The sequence below is a fragment of the Psychroserpens burtonensis DSM 12212 genome (genome assembly GCF_000425305.1).
Taxonomy (GTDB): Bacteria; Bacteroidota; Bacteroidia; order Flavobacteriales; family Flavobacteriaceae; genus Psychroserpens; species Psychroserpens burtonensis.
In genome coordinates this window covers 1-18,732 of the sequence record NZ_AUDE01000031.1, presented here as the reverse complement: position 1 = coordinate 18,732, position 18,732 = coordinate 1, and the positions used below count along the sequence as shown (strand labels likewise).

Annotated in this window: 14 protein-coding genes and 2 tRNA genes; 7 read left to right on the top strand and 9 right to left on the bottom strand. The window is 34.3% G+C overall.

The genetic code is table 11. The features are described from left to right. The first annotated feature begins 25 nt into the window (after positions 1-25). The 4 genes from H593_RS0113705 (at position 26) to H593_RS0113690 (ending at position 4,041) form a co-directional block, all read left to right on the top strand. On the top strand, positions 26-1,006 hold the full coding sequence (locus H593_RS0113705) for a peptidase associated/transthyretin-like domain-containing protein (protein ID WP_037052440.1): 981 nt from the start codon (positions 26-28) through the stop codon (positions 1,004-1,006). Next, complete coding sequence (locus H593_RS0113700; RefSeq protein WP_028872965.1) at positions 999-1,352, top strand: DoxX family protein; 354 nt, start codon at positions 999-1,001, stop codon at positions 1,350-1,352. The genes H593_RS0113705 and H593_RS0113700 overlap by 8 nt, the downstream gene beginning before the upstream one ends. A gap of 528 nt (positions 1,353-1,880) precedes the next feature. Then, complete coding sequence (locus tag H593_RS0113695; RefSeq protein ID WP_028872964.1) at positions 1,881-3,725, top strand: PLP-dependent aminotransferase family protein; 1,845 nt, start codon at positions 1,881-1,883, stop codon at positions 3,723-3,725. 136 nt (positions 3,726-3,861) lie between these two features. Next, the gene (locus tag H593_RS0113690; RefSeq protein WP_147232073.1) at positions 3,862-4,041 is read left to right on the top strand and encodes a hypothetical protein; all 180 of its coding nucleotides are present in this window, start codon (positions 3,862-3,864) and stop codon (positions 4,039-4,041) included. An 8-nt stretch (positions 4,042-4,049) separates the two neighbouring features. Here H593_RS0113690 and H593_RS0113685 read toward each other — a convergent pair whose 3' ends face one another. From H593_RS0113685 to porU, 7 genes are all read right to left on the bottom strand, one after another. After that, complete coding sequence (locus H593_RS0113685; RefSeq protein ID WP_028872962.1) at positions 4,050-4,739, bottom strand: SDR family NAD(P)-dependent oxidoreductase; 690 nt, start codon at positions 4,737-4,739, stop codon at positions 4,050-4,052. After that, complete coding sequence (locus H593_RS0113680) at positions 4,726-5,682, bottom strand: M28 family metallopeptidase (protein ID WP_028872961.1); 957 nt, start codon at positions 5,680-5,682, stop codon at positions 4,726-4,728. The genes H593_RS0113685 and H593_RS0113680 overlap by 14 nt, the downstream gene beginning before the upstream one ends. A 124-nt stretch (positions 5,683-5,806) precedes the next feature. Beyond that, entirely contained in the window at positions 5,807-7,483 is a 1,677-nt protein-coding gene (locus H593_RS0113675) for a pyruvate dehydrogenase complex dihydrolipoamide acetyltransferase (protein ID WP_028872960.1), read from the bottom strand. Between the two features lie 3 nt (positions 7,484-7,486). Beyond that, the gene (gene pdhA / locus H593_RS0113670) at positions 7,487-8,485 is read right to left on the bottom strand and encodes a pyruvate dehydrogenase (acetyl-transferring) E1 component subunit alpha (protein ID WP_028872959.1); all 999 of its coding nucleotides are present in this window, start codon (positions 8,483-8,485) and stop codon (positions 7,487-7,489) included. 154 nt (positions 8,486-8,639) lie between these two features. Next, on the bottom strand, positions 8,640-9,122 hold the full coding sequence (gene cdd / locus H593_RS0113665) for a cytidine deaminase (protein WP_028872958.1): 483 nt from the start codon (positions 9,120-9,122) through the stop codon (positions 8,640-8,642). Positions 9,123-9,196: 74 nt separating this feature from the next. Further along, the gene (gene porV, locus H593_RS0113660; protein WP_028872957.1) at positions 9,197-10,432 is read right to left on the bottom strand and encodes a type IX secretion system outer membrane channel protein PorV; all 1,236 of its coding nucleotides are present in this window, start codon (positions 10,430-10,432) and stop codon (positions 9,197-9,199) included. Positions 10,433-10,497: 65 nt separating this feature from the next. Next, on the bottom strand, positions 10,498-14,334 hold the full coding sequence (gene porU / locus H593_RS0113655; RefSeq protein ID WP_028872956.1) for a type IX secretion system sortase PorU: 3,837 nt from the start codon (positions 14,332-14,334) through the stop codon (positions 10,498-10,500). Positions 14,335-14,584: 250 nt separating this feature from the next. Here porU and gldJ point away from each other — a divergent pair, with 250 nt between their 5' ends. Further along, positions 14,585-16,261: a gliding motility lipoprotein GldJ gene (gene gldJ, locus H593_RS0113650; RefSeq protein WP_028872955.1), complete on the top strand. Its 1,677-nt coding sequence runs from the start codon at positions 14,585-14,587 to the stop codon at positions 16,259-16,261. Positions 16,262-16,329: 68 nt separating this feature from the next. Beyond that, entirely contained in the window at positions 16,330-17,595 is a 1,266-nt protein-coding gene (locus H593_RS0113645) for a UDP-N-acetylmuramoyl-tripeptide--D-alanyl-D-alanine ligase (protein ID WP_028872954.1), read from the top strand. A gap of 190 nt (positions 17,596-17,785) precedes the next feature. Here the strand turns inward: H593_RS0113645 and H593_RS0113640 are convergent. Then, positions 17,786-17,860, bottom strand: a tRNA-Val gene (locus H593_RS0113640). Between the two features lie 331 nt (positions 17,861-18,191). Then, positions 18,192-18,266: transfer RNA gene (locus H593_RS0113635), tRNA-Val, on the bottom strand. A 220-nt stretch (positions 18,267-18,486) separates the two neighbouring features. Between H593_RS0113635 and H593_RS19285 the strand changes: the two genes are divergently transcribed. Next, on the top strand, positions 18,487-18,732 hold a 246-nt coding region (locus H593_RS19285), incomplete at its 3' end, for a helix-turn-helix domain-containing protein (protein WP_037052433.1).

Genomic DNA, 18,732 nt, shown 5'->3' with positions numbered 1-18,732 from the left:
ATCAATAATGATCTTAATTCTACAAATGAAATATACCTTTTCCTTTCTATGCATCCTATTCTTAATTAATTCTAGCACCTCACAAACCAAAATTATTGACCAAGACACCAAGTATCCTGTCTCCTATGCGACGATTTCATTTGGTGATGGCCAGGGTTTATTTGCCGATGATGATGGCTTATTTGTTTTTACTAAAAAACTTTACAAGGATGTAGATTCGCTTTTTATTTCTTCGCTTGGTTACAAAGATCTTGCATTAGCAACTGCTAATTTGCCAAAGGTTATTGAAATGCAAGTTGATATTAATAAATTAGATGAGGTTATTGTCACCGCAAAAATAGATAGAAAGTTTAAAGCCGAAACTATTAAACCATACCTAGATGATGACTATTATAAATGTTGGCTACCGACTATAGAAAGTGAAATTGCCATATTTTTCCCTAACGGAAATGAGAAACTTAAAAAAATCACGTCTGTTTTATTTCCCATTACTCTAGAATCAAGAGATTGGGAGAAACGCAAACGCTCCAATGCAGATAAGCGAAAATTCTCGACCTTATTTAAGGTTAAATTCTACAAAAACGATAAAGGTGTACCAGGTGATGTGATGACCTATACCAATATCGTCTTTAGAGCGACCGAAAAAAATGGTGATGAATTTGAGCTTGACGTATCTAAGCATGATTTATTTATTCCAGAAGATGGCTTCTTTGTCTCTCTGCAAGTTTTAGGTTACACAGACCAAAACGGAAAATTATTACCCAACAAAAAGTATAAAGAGATAAAAGGTCGAATCGGAATGGTAAAAATACCAACCAATTTTAGACCACTTTTACCGTTCACAGATCAAATTGATGCGCATAACACTTTTATAAAACGAGTATTTATTAGCGGTAATACATGGGTGCAATTTAAAAAAGGAAATGGTATAGAATCTAGTCTTTTAAAAACAAACCTTAATAACTATGGTGTTGGAATTAACTATAATCAATATAAAGATGAGTAGCCCTTGGCATCTATACCTCATGGCTGCAATCTATATATTTGCAGGCCTTATGCATTTTATAAAACCTAAACTATATCTACGCGTCATGCCTAGATATTTACCAAACCATAAGGCCTTAGTATATTTAAGTGGTGTTGCAGAAATACTCTTAGGTATCGGTTTGTGTTTTGTCGCTTTGAGAGCCTTTTCTATTTATGCAATTATCTTAATGTTAGCTGTTTTCTTAATGGTTCATTTTTATATGTTGTCTGGAGAAAAAGCCTCTACAGGCATCCCAAAATGGATTTTGATACTTCGCATTCCGCTACAGTTTGGATTGATGTATTGGGCTCGGGTTTATCTTTAATGGCATGTAACAACATTTAGCGGCAACCAAAATATGAGCAACAGTTATTCACTTTTTAAAAGATGGAGTACGCTTTTAAATTACAAGCAGTGCTGCATACTCATAGAGTTGTTACCATAATAGAGGATAACGCTCGTCCTATTGATCTACCCTTTAGTGTTGAAGTATCACTGCCAATACCGTTGAGATTAAAACCCACCATGTTGATTTTGCAATGCCTAATTAATTGTAGAAAACGCAAGTATCTTGAATAGAATTGGTACCTATTTTAAAATATGTAAAAACGACATCTCCTAAGTCGTCTCGCAGATTCCTGATTCTCTATATCTATAAAAATTACTCTAAAATTTCCTGCTGTATATTTTCTATTTACTAACCGAGCTCCAGCCAACGCATCACACGAACACAGCAAATAAGCCAAGCAAACCCTATACGAAAACACCAGGTATGATCTCACAAAACGTTCCCTAACACTTCGTATAAAAATTTAGTTAATGTATCTTTGTATTCTATTTAAAGGTAGTAATTATGGAAGCAAGTAAAATAGTAAGTTATATCAAAGATGTATTAGAAAACATGCCAAATAACTGGTTGGGTCTAACCACCCATCGACTAGATATTTATGATGAAAAACTGGCTAAAATTCAGTTCTTAGAACAATTTGAGAGCTTATTCAATGACCATAATTCTAAATCATCAGCACTTAGCGAATTGCCAACCGCTTATGACTATATTCGATTAGGTCATCCATTATCGTGTATCTTAGAATGGGGAATTGCTAAATTAAATGCACTAGAACCAGATAATGTCATCAGTTTTACATCAAAGACGATTCCTGTTCTGGCAATTCTTAGAAAAAATGCATTAGAGCATAAAAACACGCAAATCATCCATACAAATGCCTTGCCAGAGTTTTTTGATGCGGACTTAGTAAAGCGCGTTTATGGGTATAAATTTGAATTAAAAAGTGTTGATAATATAGACGATGTTGCCAAATTTAATGGAACTACGATCTTCATTTCACAACAAGACAAAATAGGCAGTACTGAGCGCAACGCAAATGTTGACTTTTTTATCAATATTCATGGGCATTTAGGAAGTGTTTTATTAGTAAATGGCAAACAAAACGAAAGCTATATCTCAGACATTCAGCATGTACGAAGAAGAGAGACCGTTGCAATGACGCCAGACAATTGTCTAACGGCATTAAAAATTCTAACAGGGCAATCTTCTTTTAATCCTAACACAAGCAATACAGAGAACAACAAAGCATCAGTCTTAGATTCAATTGCGACCATTACAGGTTCAAATACAAAGGCCTTAGTTGGCTCTAGTGGACTATCTATTCAATATGCGATTATGATGGGTTTAATTCATGACGCCTTAGAAAACCACAAAGGAAAGGCTATTAAATTTATTGTTCCTCCAAATTGTTATGGTGGTACAAATGACCAAGCACGACGCGTTGCTGACTGCCTTGACAACGTTGAAGTAGTGGATTTACCAGTAGATGGCGATAACGAGATGGTTCAAAGTATAGATATCGTCTTAGATAAAATTGCAAGCGAAAACGCTGTACCATATATAATTGCTGAAATCCCAACAAACCCTAGAGTTGAAGTTCCAGATCTTTTAAAATTAAAAGAGGTGTTAACTAAAGTGCGTAGAACTGCAACTGGAGACATTGCCATTGATCCTGTTTTTATTTTAGATCAAACATTTTGTCCTAATGTTCTCTTTTTAGGTGATGGCGAGATACTATCAACGATTAGAACCATTTCCTATGCTAGTGGCTCAAAATTCCCAAGTGGTGGACAATGTACTGCAGGTTATTGTGTAGGAAACAAAAAAACGGAAGCTTTGATGGATAAAATTGAAGTGCACCTAGAACTATGCGATAACGAGGCTACCAAGCTTCAATATGAGATATTAGCAAAGCAAATGCCCTCAATGAATCAAAGAATTAAGGACGCTTATAAGAATACGCGTGACTTTGTAAACTTTATCCATGAGACATTACCAGAGGCAAAAATTAATTTTGTGTCTTCAGCATTAGCAGAAGAAGGATTTACACCATCTGTTTTTTCATTAGACCTTCCAACGAAAGGGAATACTGATGCAGAAAAAGAGTCTCATAAACGCGCATTAAATTTAAAATTAATCAATTTAATGATTACAGAAATCCCTAATGAAAGTAAGTTTTGTGTGAGTTATGGGCAGTTGAAAGGTTGTTATTGGACCATACCTGCAACCTCCACTCAAGGAACGACTAAAGAAGGTGATAAAGATTATATTGTACGTGCATCACTATCTCCTAATCTGGATCTTGAACTGCATAAAAAAGTCTTTCTAAATTTTGTAGAAAATATTTAATTGCATTGCCTATTTTGAGCTTGTAAAACACAAATAACAGCATCCAGAGTTTGAAAGTCTCGTCAATGTGCCGCTAGTTTCACTAATGATAGTTCGTTTATTATGAATTATAAGGATGGGTTTACCATGTCTCGTATTGAACAAAGCGAAAATCATAACAGATTCTATAAAAATATTTACTGCCAAGTTTACAGTGAAAACAAATACTAAAATATTTAAAGATGCTATTCTAACCATCGTCATGAGCCGACCAGATTATTTGAAATTGGAAGAAACCGTGCCTATAAAAAAAGTGAGCTTTTCTAGATTTAAATAAAATTCAGTTTAAGGTGTAGAATTAGAAACCTGCAACACCTTCCCATTATAAAATTTATTTCCGTTTAATGAAAACTCATGGATATAGTTTGCCATTTCCAAGGCTGTTGTTGGTGCTTGATAATCAGGGAATGCCTCTTTAAGCATTTCGGTTTGCACAGCTCCTAAGGCCAGCACATTAAATTGAGGTCCTGTTTCTTTATACTCTTCGGCTAAAAGCTCTGTAAGTGTAATTACCGCACCTTTACTAGAACTGTAAGCTGCTAATCCAGGAAACTTCATACTGCCTTGAATTCCTCCCATTGAACTTATGGTTAATACATGTCCATCGCTTTTCATAAAAGGCAAAACAACTCTTGTCATTTCAGCAACACCAAAAACATTGGTTTCATATACTTTTGAAAAGTCTCTAAAAGTCGTCTCAGCAAAAGGTCTATTGAGAATCATACCAGCATTGTTGATTAGAATATCAACATGCTTCCATTCATTTTGAATAAACGCCTCTACTTTTTTATAATCCTCTTCTTCGCATAAATCAAACGCAAAGGATGAAACAGAATCCAACTGAAGGTCATTAACTGGTTGAGCATTTCGAGATAATGCCAATACATTGTGACCTTGACTAGCAAATAAACGCACTAACTCAAAACCGATACCACGACTTGTTCCAGTAATAATAATATTTTTACTCTGCTTCATTCATTTTAATTTCTTTGGTTGGTGTATTGCTCATTTTTTCTATGGCTGGTATAACGCTATTAATAAGACTTGCCATGTGATTATAATCCAATTTGTCTGCTTCATCATCTACATGATGGTAATACTCATAATTAGAGAGATCACAAGAAGAAATAGTTTGACAAGGAATCTTAAACGCTTCATAAAAAGCATAATTATCTGATTGCCTAAATAGGTTATACTTTTTTGCAATCTCAGAAAACCCAACAACTTTAGAACCTAAATATTCATTCATTTTTTCAGCCATATTAGACATTCCATAACCTGTAAGAAAAGCGATATAATCGCGGTCTTTAAATGGCACTCCAATCATTTCCATATTTACCATAGTATAAAGGTTGATGTTTTCTGCTTTTAACTTTTTAGCTAGATGTTTCGAACCTAATAAACCTTTTTCTTCTGCTGAAAATAAAACAAACATTAAACTTCGTTTATTATTCTTTTTAACGGCAAAATATTTTGCCATAGCAATCACAGAACTTGTTCCTGCTGCATTATCATTAGCTCCATTAGCTATAGAATCATTATCAACTATTTTTTCTATAATACCAATATGATCGTAATGTGCACCAATTATAATGTATTCGTCTTTGAGTTTTGGATCGTTACCCTCTATGACGCCAACGACATTAAAGGCCTCTAAGCTATCGACTTTAAAATCATCCCTATATGTTTCAAAATAAGGCTTAACACCTAAAGCATTAAACTGATTTTCTAAATAAGCTGCAGCTTCATCAATACCTTCAGAACCTGTATTGCGCCCTAATAACCTATCGGAAGCTAAAAAACGAACTGTTTCTTTTAATTCGCCACTTGTGATGGTTATTGGTTTTACATTTTCTTTAGGAGCGTTTTTACAGCTAAAAACGGCAATTAAGATAATAAGTAAGAGTGTTTTTTTCATTGATATTCATATTTTATTCCCAAAAAAATGAGAATCTTTTTATTTGAGCCTAAAGATAAAAAATCCCAATTCAAAATGATTGAATTGGGATAATTATATAATACTATTAGATACCTAACTTTAATTATACTAACATGGTCACAGGATTCTCAATATATCCTTTTAAGGTTTGTAAGAATAGTGATCCCGTAGCACCATCAACAGTTCTATGATCGCATGCTAATGTTAATTTCATTGTATTTCCAGCAACGACTTGTCCATTTTTAACAACGGGTTTTGCCACGATTGCTCCAACCGATAATATCGCAGAATTAGGTTGGTTGATAATAGAGGTAAAACTCTCAATACCAAACATTCCTAGATTAGAAATGGTAAAGGTACTTCCTTCCATTTCATCTAATGATAATTTTTTATTTCTTGCTTTACTAGCGTATTCCTTAACAGCTGCACCAATTTGTGGTAAGCTTTGCTCATTTGCAAATTTCACTACAGGCACTAATAAACCGTCAGGAACTGCAACAGCAACACCAATATGAACATGATTATTAAGTTGCATTCTATCATCAAACCACTGAGAATTAACTTGTGGATGTTGCTTTAACGCCAAGGCACAAGCTTTAACAATCATATCGTTAAACGAAATTTTTGTATCTGGAATGGAGTTGTACTGAATTCTAAATGCCATAGCATTATCCATATCAAACTCCACATTTAAATAATAATGTGGTGCAGTGAATTTAGATTTTGCTAAGTTTTTAGCAATCGCCTTACGCATATTTGAGTTGGGAACCTCATCAAAATCTTCTTGTCCAGAAGGCACAAATTTACCAACTTGCGCTGTCGCTTGAGCAGGTGTGTAATTTTCGATATCGCGTTTTACAATACGACCATTATCTCCACTACCATGTACTTGAGATAAGTTAATCCCTTTCTCCTCTGCCATTTTTTTAGCTAAAGGCGATACAAATATTCTACCTGAACTATCACTTGAAGTTGTAGGCTTAGTCTCTTTCTTTGGTATTTCCTTTTTAGTTTCCTCTTGAGCAACTGCGCTTTTTGGAGCCTCTTTCTTTGTTTCCTCTTTGGTAGCTGATTCTGTGGATTCTTTAGGAGAATCACCTTCTTCTTTAAAGTTTTTAGCAATTCCTGAAACATCTGTTCCTTCAGGTCCAATAATAGCTAAAAGCGAATCTACTTTTGCAGTGTCTCCTTCATCTAATCCAATATAAAGCAAAGTTCCTGATTGAAAAGATTCAAACTCCATTGTTGCTTTATCAGTTTCAATTTCTGCTAGGATATCACCTTCATCGACGTGATCACCTACTTTTTTCAACCAAGTAGCAACCGTTCCTTCTTCCATGGTATCACTTAAACGTGGCATGGTTACAATGATTACACCTTCTGGAAGTTCTTCTGTATCATTTTCTTCGGAAGATGATGCACTCACATCATTTGTATCTCCTTCTGATGGTTCTTCAATCTTTTCTTGGGAAGAGGATTGATCATTATCTTGTGATTTAGCTTCCGAAGAGTTTCCGTTTAAATACTGTGAAATATCTTCACCTTCCTCACCTATAATTGCTAAAAGTGTATCCACCTTAGCCGTTTCTCCTTCTCCAATACCAATATGAAGTAATGTTCCTTCGTTGAAAGATTCAAACTCCATCGTAGCCTTATCGGTTTCAATTTCTGCTAATATATCACCCTCTTCAATTTTGTCCCCTACTTGTTTTAACCAAGCAGCGACTGTTCCTTCCTCCATCGTATCGCTCAAACGAGGCATGTTAATTACTTCTGCCATAGCTTATATTTTGTGTTCTATAAATGGATAATCTTCTTGTTCATAAACGGCATCGTACATCACACTCTTCTCAGGATATGGCGAGTCTTCTGCAAATTTCTCACACTCTGCAACCAATGCCTTAACACGTTTGTCAATGACCTTAATATCTGCTTCGGTGGCATATTTCTTTTCTAGAAGAACATCCTTAACTTGAGTAATAGGGTCAATCTTCTTATACTCTGCAACCTCGTCTTTAGTCCTATAATGTTGGGCATCACTCATAGAGTGACCTCTATAACGATAGGTTTTTACTTCTAAAAATGTTGGTCCGCCACCTGATCGTGCTCTTTTAATGGCTTCATCAAAAGCCTCAGCAACTTTAATAGGGTTCATTCCATCAACCGGTCCACAAGGCATTTCATAACCTAAACCGAGTTTCCAAATATCTGTATGGTTGGAAGAGCGCTCTACAGAAGTCCCCATAGCATAACCGTTGTTTTCACAAACAAAGACTACTGGTAAATTCCATAACATCGCTAAATTAAAAGTTTCATGTAATGATCCTTGACGTGCTGCTCCATCTCCAAAACAACAGATTGTTACTGCATCTACATCGTGATACTTATCACCAAATGCAATTCCAGCCCCTAAAGGTATTTGACCACCTACAATACCATGACCTCCATAAAAACGATGTTCCTTTGAGAAAATATGCATAGACCCACCTAAACCCATAGATGTCCCCGTAGCTTTACCATATAACTCTGCCATGACACGTTTAGGATCGACTCCCATACCAATAGGCTGAACGTGATTTCTATAAGCAGTAATCATCTTATCTTTAGTCAAATCCATGGCATGAAGTGCGCCAGCTAACACTGCTTCTTGACCATTATATAAGTGAAGAAACCCTCTTACTTTTTGTTGAATGTATACGGCAGCAAGCTTGTCTTCAAACTTTCTCCATAAAAACATGTCTTCATACCATTTAAGGTAAACTTCTTTTGTGATTTTTTGCATTTAGTATCGTATTTATGTCTAAAATAATACTCAAAAATAATACTCTTGAGATATGACCATAAGCTCCCCATTTCAAAATGAAATTAGGAATAACAAAAGTAACACTTTAGTTAGTAATGAAAAAACCGAAAATCGTAAATTTATTACGAAAACGTTATAGAAAACTTCTGTCGAACCCTAAAGGTAATAAATTAGCAAGTGAGTGTGATTTCACAACTTTTCCTGAAGTGCCCATGAAATAGATTTCTATAGGAGAATCTTGCTTCACTTCATATTCTGAAATTGCCTGCCTACATGCTCCACATGGAGGTATTGGCGTTGTTGTAGGTTGTTTTTGAGAACCAGCGGTCAATGCCATCCTCACTATTTTTGCGTCCGGATATTCTGCGCCTGCATAATAAATGGCTGTACGCTCTGCACATAAACCAGAAGGGTAAGATGCATTTTCCTGGTTGTTTCCAGAAATCACTTCTCCATTATCTAGCAGTATGGCAGCACCTACTAAGAATTTTGAGTATGGCGCATACGCTTTAAGCCTAGCTTTTGATGCCGTATCCATCAATGATACAATGGCTGCAGGAAGCTCATTATAATCTTCATAAACTGTAAGAATAGATTCTATTTTTATGTCTTTCATCAAAACGGTATTTAGACAAAAAAACTATTGCTTTTATAGCAATAGTTTTTTTTAAATTATAATTAGATTATTTACTAATACTCATCGTACTCTCCATCTCCAAAATTAAATGTTAAAGAAAAACGCAATGTGTTTTCTAAAGGGCTTTGCACCTTAGATGCCGAAAACAAATAGGATAAGTCAATGTTTATCGTAGTGTATTTAAATCCTGCTCCCATAGCAAAAAACTTTCGTGCCCCTTTATCATCACTTTCATTAAAGTAACCTAATCTAAAAGCAAATGAATCTTGGTATAAATACTCTGCTCCTAAGGCCCAAGTAAACTCTTTTAACTCTTCACTAAATCCTCCTGGTGCATCTCCAAATGATTGAAAAACTCCTGACAAGAAATTTACATCATTAGCTTGACCTTGTGTTATTATTTCAGGTTCATTTTCATCAATATCAGTCGTACTGGCATCATCTGGCGTTCTCACACCGTCTCCATTGGTATCAACGAAGCCAAATAAAGGAGGGGTTGGCACTAAAAGCTTAGTGATCTCTGCAGTTACTGATAATGTATTATAGTCATCAAAAATAAAATCAAATCCGCCACCTAACCTTAGGTTTGTTGGTAAAAAGTTTTCACGACCTCCATCATCATATTTAATTTTTGGTCCTAAATTTTGAATGGCAAACCCGAAACGTGTTCTTCCATTAAAACTATCATAGGCTTCTTCTTCACTTTGATAGAAACCAGAGATATCAACTCCAAAAGAACCAGCTGCACCAGCATTAGCGTCTACGGATTGAATTCTTAAATCTGAACGCAAATAACGCAAGGCTACAGCCATAGAAAATTGGTCTGCTAATCGTAATGAATACGATGCATCTACTGTAAATTCATTTGGCTTTTCTATTAATGGCTCAGAAAATTCATCTGCACGTATTTCAATTTCTCCTAAGCCAAAGTATTTGAAACTAACTCCAAAAGCACTTCTATCATCAATTCTATTAAAATAGGTGAGATAAGCTATAGAAATATCGTTTACCAATTTACTAAGGTATGGTGTATAACTTACTGCGATTCCTGATTTTGCTTCAGAGAATGCGTATTTGGCAGCATTCCACTGTTGTGAATAGGCATCTACAGAAGTCGCGACACCCATATCTCCCATACCTGCTGATCTTGCGTCTGGTGCAATAAGCATAAATGGAACACCTGTTGTAATTACTGTAGATTGGTTTGGATATGTTATTGTTGCTGGTTCTTGAGCGTTTGATATATTAAATACGACAAGCGTAAGAATTGCTAAAATGTACTTTTTCATATGTAAATTCATGTTCATATTAAGGTTTTACCCCTTATGATATATTAGACAAATATAATTTATTATTAGAGTATGACAAGTTTTTCGATTTTTTCAACTTGTTTATTTAAACGTTCAGATCTCACTTTTAGTTTGTAAACATAGACTCCTTTTCCAATTTTGTCTCCAAAATCATCTCTTCCATCCCAAACAATGTCTTTTGAAAGTGAACTGGTTACTTTACCTCCTCCGGAAGTTCGACCATTCAAAGTTCGCACCAATTTTCCTGAAACAGTAAATATTTGTACTGAAACGTCTAAAACATCAGAACTATTGTGGTTAAACCAAAATTCTGTATAATCAATAAAGGGATTAGGGTAGTTTAATACATTAGTAATGACTAACTCTTCATCTTTATCTCTGACATTAAATTCTATTTGACTCGTTGACGAATTATTATAAACATCCCAAGCCTTTACCGTTAATGTATGAATGCCAGGTTCTAAATCTCTAAAAGGATAACTTAACTTTCCGTTTTTATAATCATCAACATTAGCCTCATAATAATCGTTGAGAACAAATGGATTGGTTTCATCATCATCTATTATTGCTGTAATGTCGTGTCCAATTCCGCTCGCAGTATTTATACCATTATCATCTTGAAGTCTTGCGATAAGAGACGGTTGTTCGTTTGTAATTCCGCCAGAAACAAAATTTTCATCATTCATAAAAAGGTTAATTACAGGGCCGATATTATCTTCTTCGGCATTTTCATTAATTCCTCCTACTTGAATATCAAAACTATAGCCTGATTTATCATCTAGTATATTATCCTGTTTTGAGTAAAAACCAACTTTCCCTTGACCTACAGGAATACCAATATCTCTTGGCACAACAAACTCAAAATCAAATTTACCATTAGTGACTGTGGCTTGACCTTTAAAGATAGTTTCTCCTAAGGTTTTAAAATCTAATATAACATCGTCACCATTATCGTTTCCAAGCGTTTGTCTATCAATTTCTTTATCTAAAACAGTTGCAGTAAGTATTCCATTATAGTTAGATAAAAAGGTCCCCGCAGAATCAAAAACTTCACCAGACATTTTAATTCTGTCTAAGGCCTTCAAAGGTCCTGTTTGCTCTGCTACAGGAAGATCATTTACAGCTGTTAGCCGAATTTCTGGCTTTGCAATTGATAATTTCATTGCAGGGTCACCTATAAAAAATATAAGAGATTTTTGATTTATCCCAGCAACAGAAGGGTCGTTTTTAGTCAACCTTAAGGCTTCTGCCATAGTTGGATAATCATTAGATCCAAAATTAAATAAATATGCATCTAACTCTTCATTAACTGTTACACCAACAGTCACAAATATTTGTCGCGTTGTAGTAATTAATGCTATAGCTCCTCCTTCTTTGTTCCAATACGTAAATTCTCCGGCAGTTTGTCTCTGTGGATTATCAAATTTGGTAAACTCACAAGTTACAGTTACAAATAAGTTAAACTTACATAAATTTCTGATCTCCTGCGCATCTACTTTTGTAAAAATACGTTCACCTGCTAAACCATCTTCCCCTCCATGACCAAAATAGTTAACCACAATTGCTCCAACTTCTAATGCATTTTTAATCGCCTCATTTACTGCTGGATACCTCTGTCCACTTGCTGTAGATTGTTGTTGATAAGAATCTGTATGAATCTTAGTAACGTTCATAAAAGGTTTTTCATCTGTTATTCGGTTTGCAATTGCGTCTGTCGTATTTTGTAATATAAACTCCCAGTTAGGATTATCTACATCATCAGAAATAGTTACAACATTATTTCTCCAGCTACCATAAGCTTCTTCTCCATAATAGCCTTCAATTTTATCTATTAAATCTTTAGCACGTTGAGGAGAATCTGCCAATATCCTTCCAACAGCAATATCTAATCGCTCTTGCTCTTCCATTTCTCCCTCGTTATCATCCATCATTCCATAAAAATCATCTGAGATAAATGAGGATACCAAACTAAAACTTTCTGTAGAGTTCCAGGTAGGAACTACGTTTGTATTATTAGAAATTCTGTTTTTGTAATCGTAAGAAGCATCTCCAAACAAACACAAATATTTTAATCGTTTACTTGGTTCGCTTGCATTTTGATACACGTACTGCACCATATTTCTAATAGCTGCCACATCTTGCTTACCAGAACTAAATTCTTGATATATTTCATTAAGTGTCAACACCTTAACATTTATATTATATTTGTCTCTATTTATTTGTGCTAACCTTTGAGCTTGAGAAATATAACTGTTATTGGCAATAATTATATAATCTACATCTTGAAACTGTCCTTGTGCATTTAAAAAAACGGTTCCTTTAATATCTTGATTACTTACACTGGAGGTGGCATCGCGTGATGGCTGGAAATAATCTGAATTGGTTACCGTAGTATATTTTTTTGCTGAACCAGAAACATCTTTGAAAGTTAAATTAGAATTTTGACTACTGTTTGATACTGACTTTACATTATACTTATCTGTAATATCCCAAACCTCCTGAACATTCGTTGCATTACCTACATTATATTGGACAATACCTGGATTAAGAACAACTTCATCATTCTTGAAGATAAATTGAGTCCCGTCAAAAATCAACTCTCTAGTCGCCTCTATAGAAACATAATCTAAATAGCCTTGAGTAGATGGGTTACCATTGTTATTGTAAATTAACTTGACCGTAACATCTGGAGACGACAATTGTATATCATTTTGAAAAGAACCTGCAGTGGCAAGAATTGCATCAGTAGCAACAGCAAAGCCTAAAGCACCGACTAACGTTCCATTTAAAACAACTTGCATACTACTTGCAGTGGTTTCACTAACACCAGCTCCTAATACTTTTACTTTAGCAGGTATTGTGGTTACTAAATTAGGAAAATTAAAAGTAAAACTTTGTTCATTTTCAACATCAAATCGCTCTCCAAACCATCGTCTTCCGATTTTTCCTAAATTATTTTCATCCACTTCATGGAATTGGTAATCTTGAAAGGTTGTTATTTCTAACGATGCTTCCCCCTCTGGCTGATTTAATGGAGTTATACGTTTTCCGAAGGTCCCTTGAGTATTAATGTAATAATAAGACTTGTCTGCATACAAATTTACATTTGTATCACTCTCTTGGTTATATTCATTAGGGCCTTCAGCATAAAACAAAATATAATCATTATCGTTAAACACACCATCTCCTTCTCCAATAAAGTGAATTGCATTTTCTTGCAAATCATTAGGAGCAGGCTCACTATTTGATAAGGGAAGCATAGAGCCACCATTACCATAAAGTTTAATAGTTCTTGGGTCTACATTAGTATTTACACCCATTGAGTTTAAAAAACTCTTACTTATTCTAAAAACTCCTGATTGTTCAACATAAAAACGATGCCACTGCCCAGAACTCAAGACAGAACTTACAATCTCTTGATTATTTAAGTTGGTTCTGTTTGCACCACCACCATATTCATAATCTATTGTAAAGGATGTGATTTTTTTATAGATGCCTCTATCGTTAATTATAGGCGTAATTTCTAAATATGCAGATATATTGTCTCTATCTATAGCATTTTTCAATTTTACTTTAGGTGTCTTTGGTATTGTCGATCGCGGTAAATCTTTTAATTCTGAACTACTTATAGTTGTATATGAAACTTGACTCAGTTCAACTGAATTTTCATCTATATATGTCGATTCTTCCCATTGAGAAAAAAAAGTAATCCCTTTTTTATAAGTAAAACTAAAATGCTTTTTGTTAAACGCAGGAATTTCAATATTAGAACTAGATGTTTCTAAAACTGTGGTAGTGCCCCAATTAATATCAAATTGTTTTTGTTGTGAATAGCCAAAAAAGGCAGCGAATAGTAGAAGTAATAGTAAATATTTTTTCATAGTTAAATAACGTCTATAAAGTCGTGATATTATTTAGTCCGATTTTTTTATTCAAAATTACAACAATAATTGATTTAATCGTTCGTTATTAAAGACAAAATACATCGATAAACTGACTAAAAGTCCGTTGTTATGTGCAAAAAAGAGGATGAAATGCAGTTTTTTTTACATGATTTCCGTAAAAAGTGTTGTAAGTTTACCTTTAATTACTATATTGCGTCTCTAAATTTAATTAGCTTACTTAAAAAGTATGGATATGAAAAACGTCTTAAACCTAAGGATACTATTAGCCCTAGTTGTATCTTTAACAATTGTTAGCTGTAGTAGAAACTCTTCCAAGAACACGTCAAGAGCTACAGGATGGAAAATTAACGATAAAAATGGTGGTTTCCAATACAATGACCAATTCCAAGAACAAGAAACTGCTCCCGGATTAGTCTTTGTAGAAGGTGGAACTTTTACAATGGGTAAAGTACAGGATGATGTTATGCACGATTGGAATAACTCTCCAAATCAGCAACACATTCAATCATTTTATATAGATGAAAGTGAAGTGACTAACCTCATGTACTTACAATATTTAGATTGGTTAAAAAGTGTTTACCCACCAGAAGAAGAAAACTTCAGATTAATATACGAAGGCGCGCTTCCAGACACATTAGTATGGAGAAATCGTCTAGGTTATGCTGAGATGATGACAGAAAACTATCTACGTCATCCAGGCTATGGAGAATATCCTGTTGTAGGAGTTAGTTGGATTCAAGCTGTAGAATTTGCTAGCTGGAGAACAGACCGTTATAATGAATTAAGCCTTGAAGGCGCTGGTTATATTGAAAGAGATGCTAAATTAACACCAACTGCTGACAGTAACTTTAATACAGATACCTATATTAATGCACCTTCTTTAACCTACGGCGGTAATGATTCTATAATTAATCCTGAGAAATCAAGACGTAGAGCTCAAACAAATGCAGCTGGAGATACAATTAACCAGTATGCACGTAGAGAATCTGGTCTAATATCACCAGACTATAGACTTCCAACAGAAGCTGAATGGGAATATGCTGCTTTGGGAATGAGTGAATTAAGAAGCTTTAACGTTTATAGAGGACGTAAAAAATATCCATGGGATGGACAATACACGAGATCTGGAAAACGTAAAACTAAAGGTGATCAATTAGCCAATTTTAAACAAGGTAAAGGAGATTACGGCGGAATAGCTGGATGGTCTGATGACGGTGCAGATATTACTGCTCAAGTAATGTCATATGAACCTAATGCTTATGGTATATATGATATGGCTGGTAATGTAGCAGAATGGGTTTATGATGTTTATAGACCTATAGTTGATGATGAATTTAACGATTTCAACTATGTAAGAGGAAATGTATATTATAAGAATGCAATCAACGAGGATGGTACAGTTAAAGTAATCACTCCTGATGAAATAGTATATGATACTTTGAGCAATGGTAGAATAGTTGCACGAAATTTACCTGGTGAAATTGCACAAGTTCGTATAGATGAGAATGAAACTTATTTAAGACCTAACTTTAGTAAAAGTGATAACAGAAATTTTAGAGATGGAGACACAAGATCTTCCCGTCTTTATGCTGAAAGTTTCGACGAAGATGCTAATGATGGAAAGAGTGCAACAAGGGATATGTACAATTCTCCAAGACACAATGTTGAAAAAGACTCTCTAGGAAACTTAATAAAAGAATATGATACCTCTAACCAAAGAACGTCTTTAATTAATGACGAGGCTAGAGTATACAAAGGTGGTTCATGGAGAGATAGAGCATACTGGATAGATCCAGCACAACGTAGATATTTCCCACAAGATATGGCAACAGACTATATTGGATTTAGATGTGCAATGTCTAGAGTAGGGTCAAAATCTCAAGGAGCTAAGAAAAGAAATTAACATTTTTTTTGAAAATAAATTTAAAGTCCTAATCATTACGATTAGGACTTTTTTATTACATTTATTCTATGACTATAGAAACACTATATGAGCATTTTCTAAAATGTAAATCTGTTTGTACAGACACTAGAAATATCTCTGAAAATTGTATGTTTTTTGCGCTCCAAGGCGGAAATTTTAACGGTAATAAATTTGCAGAAGATGCTATTAAAAATGGTGCTTCATTTGCTATAATAGATGATATTGAATACAAAATCAATGATCAATACCTTATGGTTGACGATGTACTTATTGCTTTACAAAACTTAGCTTTATTTCATCGGAAACATCTAAATACTCCTATCATCTCGCTTACCGGTAGCAATGGTAAAACAACAACTAAAGAGCTTGTCAACGCTGTACTTTCTAAAAAATATAAGACAACGGCTACCAAAGGAAATCTAAATAATCATATTGGCGTGCCTTTAACACTGTTAAGTATGAACAATACGACGGAGATTGGTATTGTAGAAATGGGAGCTAACCACCAAAAAGAGATTGAATTTCTTAGCAATATAGCATTGCCAGATTATGGATTGATTACTAACTTTGGTAAAGCGCACCTTGAGGGCTTTGGTAGTATAGAAGGTGTGATCAAAGGCAAATCAGAACTCTACCAACATTTAAAAGTAAATAGCAAAATAATTTTTGTTAACCACCATGACGAACTACAGATTAAACAAGTGGGAGCCTACGATCATATTGAAGTATTTGGCTCTAAAACCCAATTATTAGAATCTCAACCTTACCTATCGTTAAGCTACGAGCAACAAACTATAAAAAGCCATCTCACAGGCTCATATAATTATAACAATGTCTGTGTCGCAATTGCATTGGGTGAATACTTCAAGGTATCAACAAAAGATATTGTGGACGCCATAGAAAATTATATTCCCAGCAATAATCGTTCTCAAATTGTAAATCAAAATGGCCATCAAATTATTTTGGATGCTTACAACGCCAACCCATCTAGTATGCTTGCTGCATTATCCAACTTTAACCAACTTAAGAATGAAAACAAGGTTGTGATTTTGGGAGACATGTTTGAGTTAGGCGAAACTGCTCCAGAAGAACATCAACACATTTCAGACTATACAAGCGACTTAAAATTAAAGAATGCAATTTTTATTGGAGAGAACTTTTATAATATCAAATCTAAAAACAGTAATAGCAACTATTTTAAGTCATTTGAAGATCTTAATGCTCACTTCGGAAATTTCAATTTTAACCAACAATTATTTCTAATAAAAGGATCGCGAGGTATGGCATTAGAGCGTGTGCTAAATTTAATTTAAGAAAAAACAACTAATTACTGAATTAACTTCGTTAATCAAGATAGAAACAACTTATACAAATAGTGTACTTAATTTACTAAAACATATTAAGTCCTTTTGTTTTTCTGAATTTGTTTGAGTTTACAACTCCCAAATTCAAAAAAATAAAAATCCTGATTTACCAATTGGCAAATCAGGATTCTGCTTAATGTGGGTCATACTGGATTCGAACCAGTGACTTCCACGTTGTCGACGTGACACTCTGAACCAACTGAGTTAATGACCCCTATTTAAGTTGTTAAAGATAAGGTTTCTTTAGTGAATTTTTCAACCCTTCGCGGTGTCTTACAAAATATAGATACCAAATTTTATAATCTAACTCCAATGCACCGCAGCATATACTAATATTATAATTTTCAAAGACACTTATACCCTTTGCCTCATAAACTAATAAATCAGATCATCCCATTTGAAATCTTCTGTACTAATACAATTGCAAATCAGTGATGCGATTCCAAGAATATTTGTTTGGTAACATATTCTAAACTAATCGAGTGCAGTCCTTTTTTAAAATAAAAATTCCGATTTGTTTTAAAAAATCGGAATTATAATTAGTGTGGGCAATGAGGGATTCGAACCCCCGACCCCCTCGGTGTAAACGAGGTGCTCTGAACCAACTGAGCTAATTGCCCTAATTATTGGAATGCAAATATAGTCTAGATTTTTAATTACCAAAAGCTTTTTTCGAAAAAAATACAAATAATTTTCAAAGGACCTCATTACCAAAAAAATAAAGTTATTTCTCGTATTAAATCTTACTTTCTAAGTTCAAGTTATAAGTGCAACACGAATATTTAAAATAGATGGGGCTAGCCCCATCTATTTTAGGCTCAATATTTATATTCGTTTTGAATGAAACATTATAAACAATTGACCTTGTCACAAAGGTATCAAATCTCTGCATTATTAGAGACAGGAATTACTATTACACAAATAGCAATAATTATTGGTGTCAATAAAAGTACAGTATCAAGAGAGTTAAAAAGAAACACGCCAAGTAGAGGAAGTACAGCTGGTAGTTATATTCCAGAACACGCTCAACAGAAGGCAATTAATAGACATTGTTTGAAACCCAAGCCTATAATCTTAACTGATGAG

Coding starts and splice junctions, on each gene's coding strand:
- H593_RS0113675 (WP_028872960.1), bottom strand. CDS start 7,483: ATGGCAGAAGTAATTAACATGCCTCGTTTGAGCGATACGATGGAGGAA.
- H593_RS0113695 (WP_028872964.1), top strand. CDS start 1,881: ATGGAAGCAAGTAAAATAGTAAGTTATATCAAAGATGTATTAGAAAAC.
- H593_RS0113685 (WP_028872962.1), bottom strand. CDS start 4,739: ATGAAGCAGAGTAAAAATATTATTATTACTGGAACAAGTCGTGGTATC.
- gldJ (WP_028872955.1), top strand. CDS start 14,585: ATGGATATGAAAAACGTCTTAAACCTAAGGATACTATTAGCCCTAGTT.
- H593_RS0113645 (WP_028872954.1), top strand. CDS start 16,330: ATGACTATAGAAACACTATATGAGCATTTTCTAAAATGTAAATCTGTT.
- porV (WP_028872957.1), bottom strand. CDS start 10,432: ATGAAAAAGTACATTTTAGCAATTCTTACGCTTGTCGTATTTAATATA.
- cdd (WP_028872958.1), bottom strand. CDS start 9,122: ATGAAAGACATAAAAATAGAATCTATTCTTACAGTTTATGAAGATTAT.
- H593_RS0113680 (WP_028872961.1), bottom strand. CDS start 5,682: ATGAAAAAAACACTCTTACTTATTATCTTAATTGCCGTTTTTAGCTGT.
- H593_RS0113705 (WP_037052440.1), top strand. CDS start 26: ATGAAATATACCTTTTCCTTTCTATGCATCCTATTCTTAATTAATTCT.
- H593_RS0113700 (WP_028872965.1), top strand. CDS start 999: ATGAGTAGCCCTTGGCATCTATACCTCATGGCTGCAATCTATATATTT.
- porU (WP_028872956.1), bottom strand. CDS start 14,334: ATGAAAAAATATTTACTATTACTTCTACTATTCGCTGCCTTTTTTGGC.
- pdhA (WP_028872959.1), bottom strand. CDS start 8,485: ATGCAAAAAATCACAAAAGAAGTTTACCTTAAATGGTATGAAGACATG.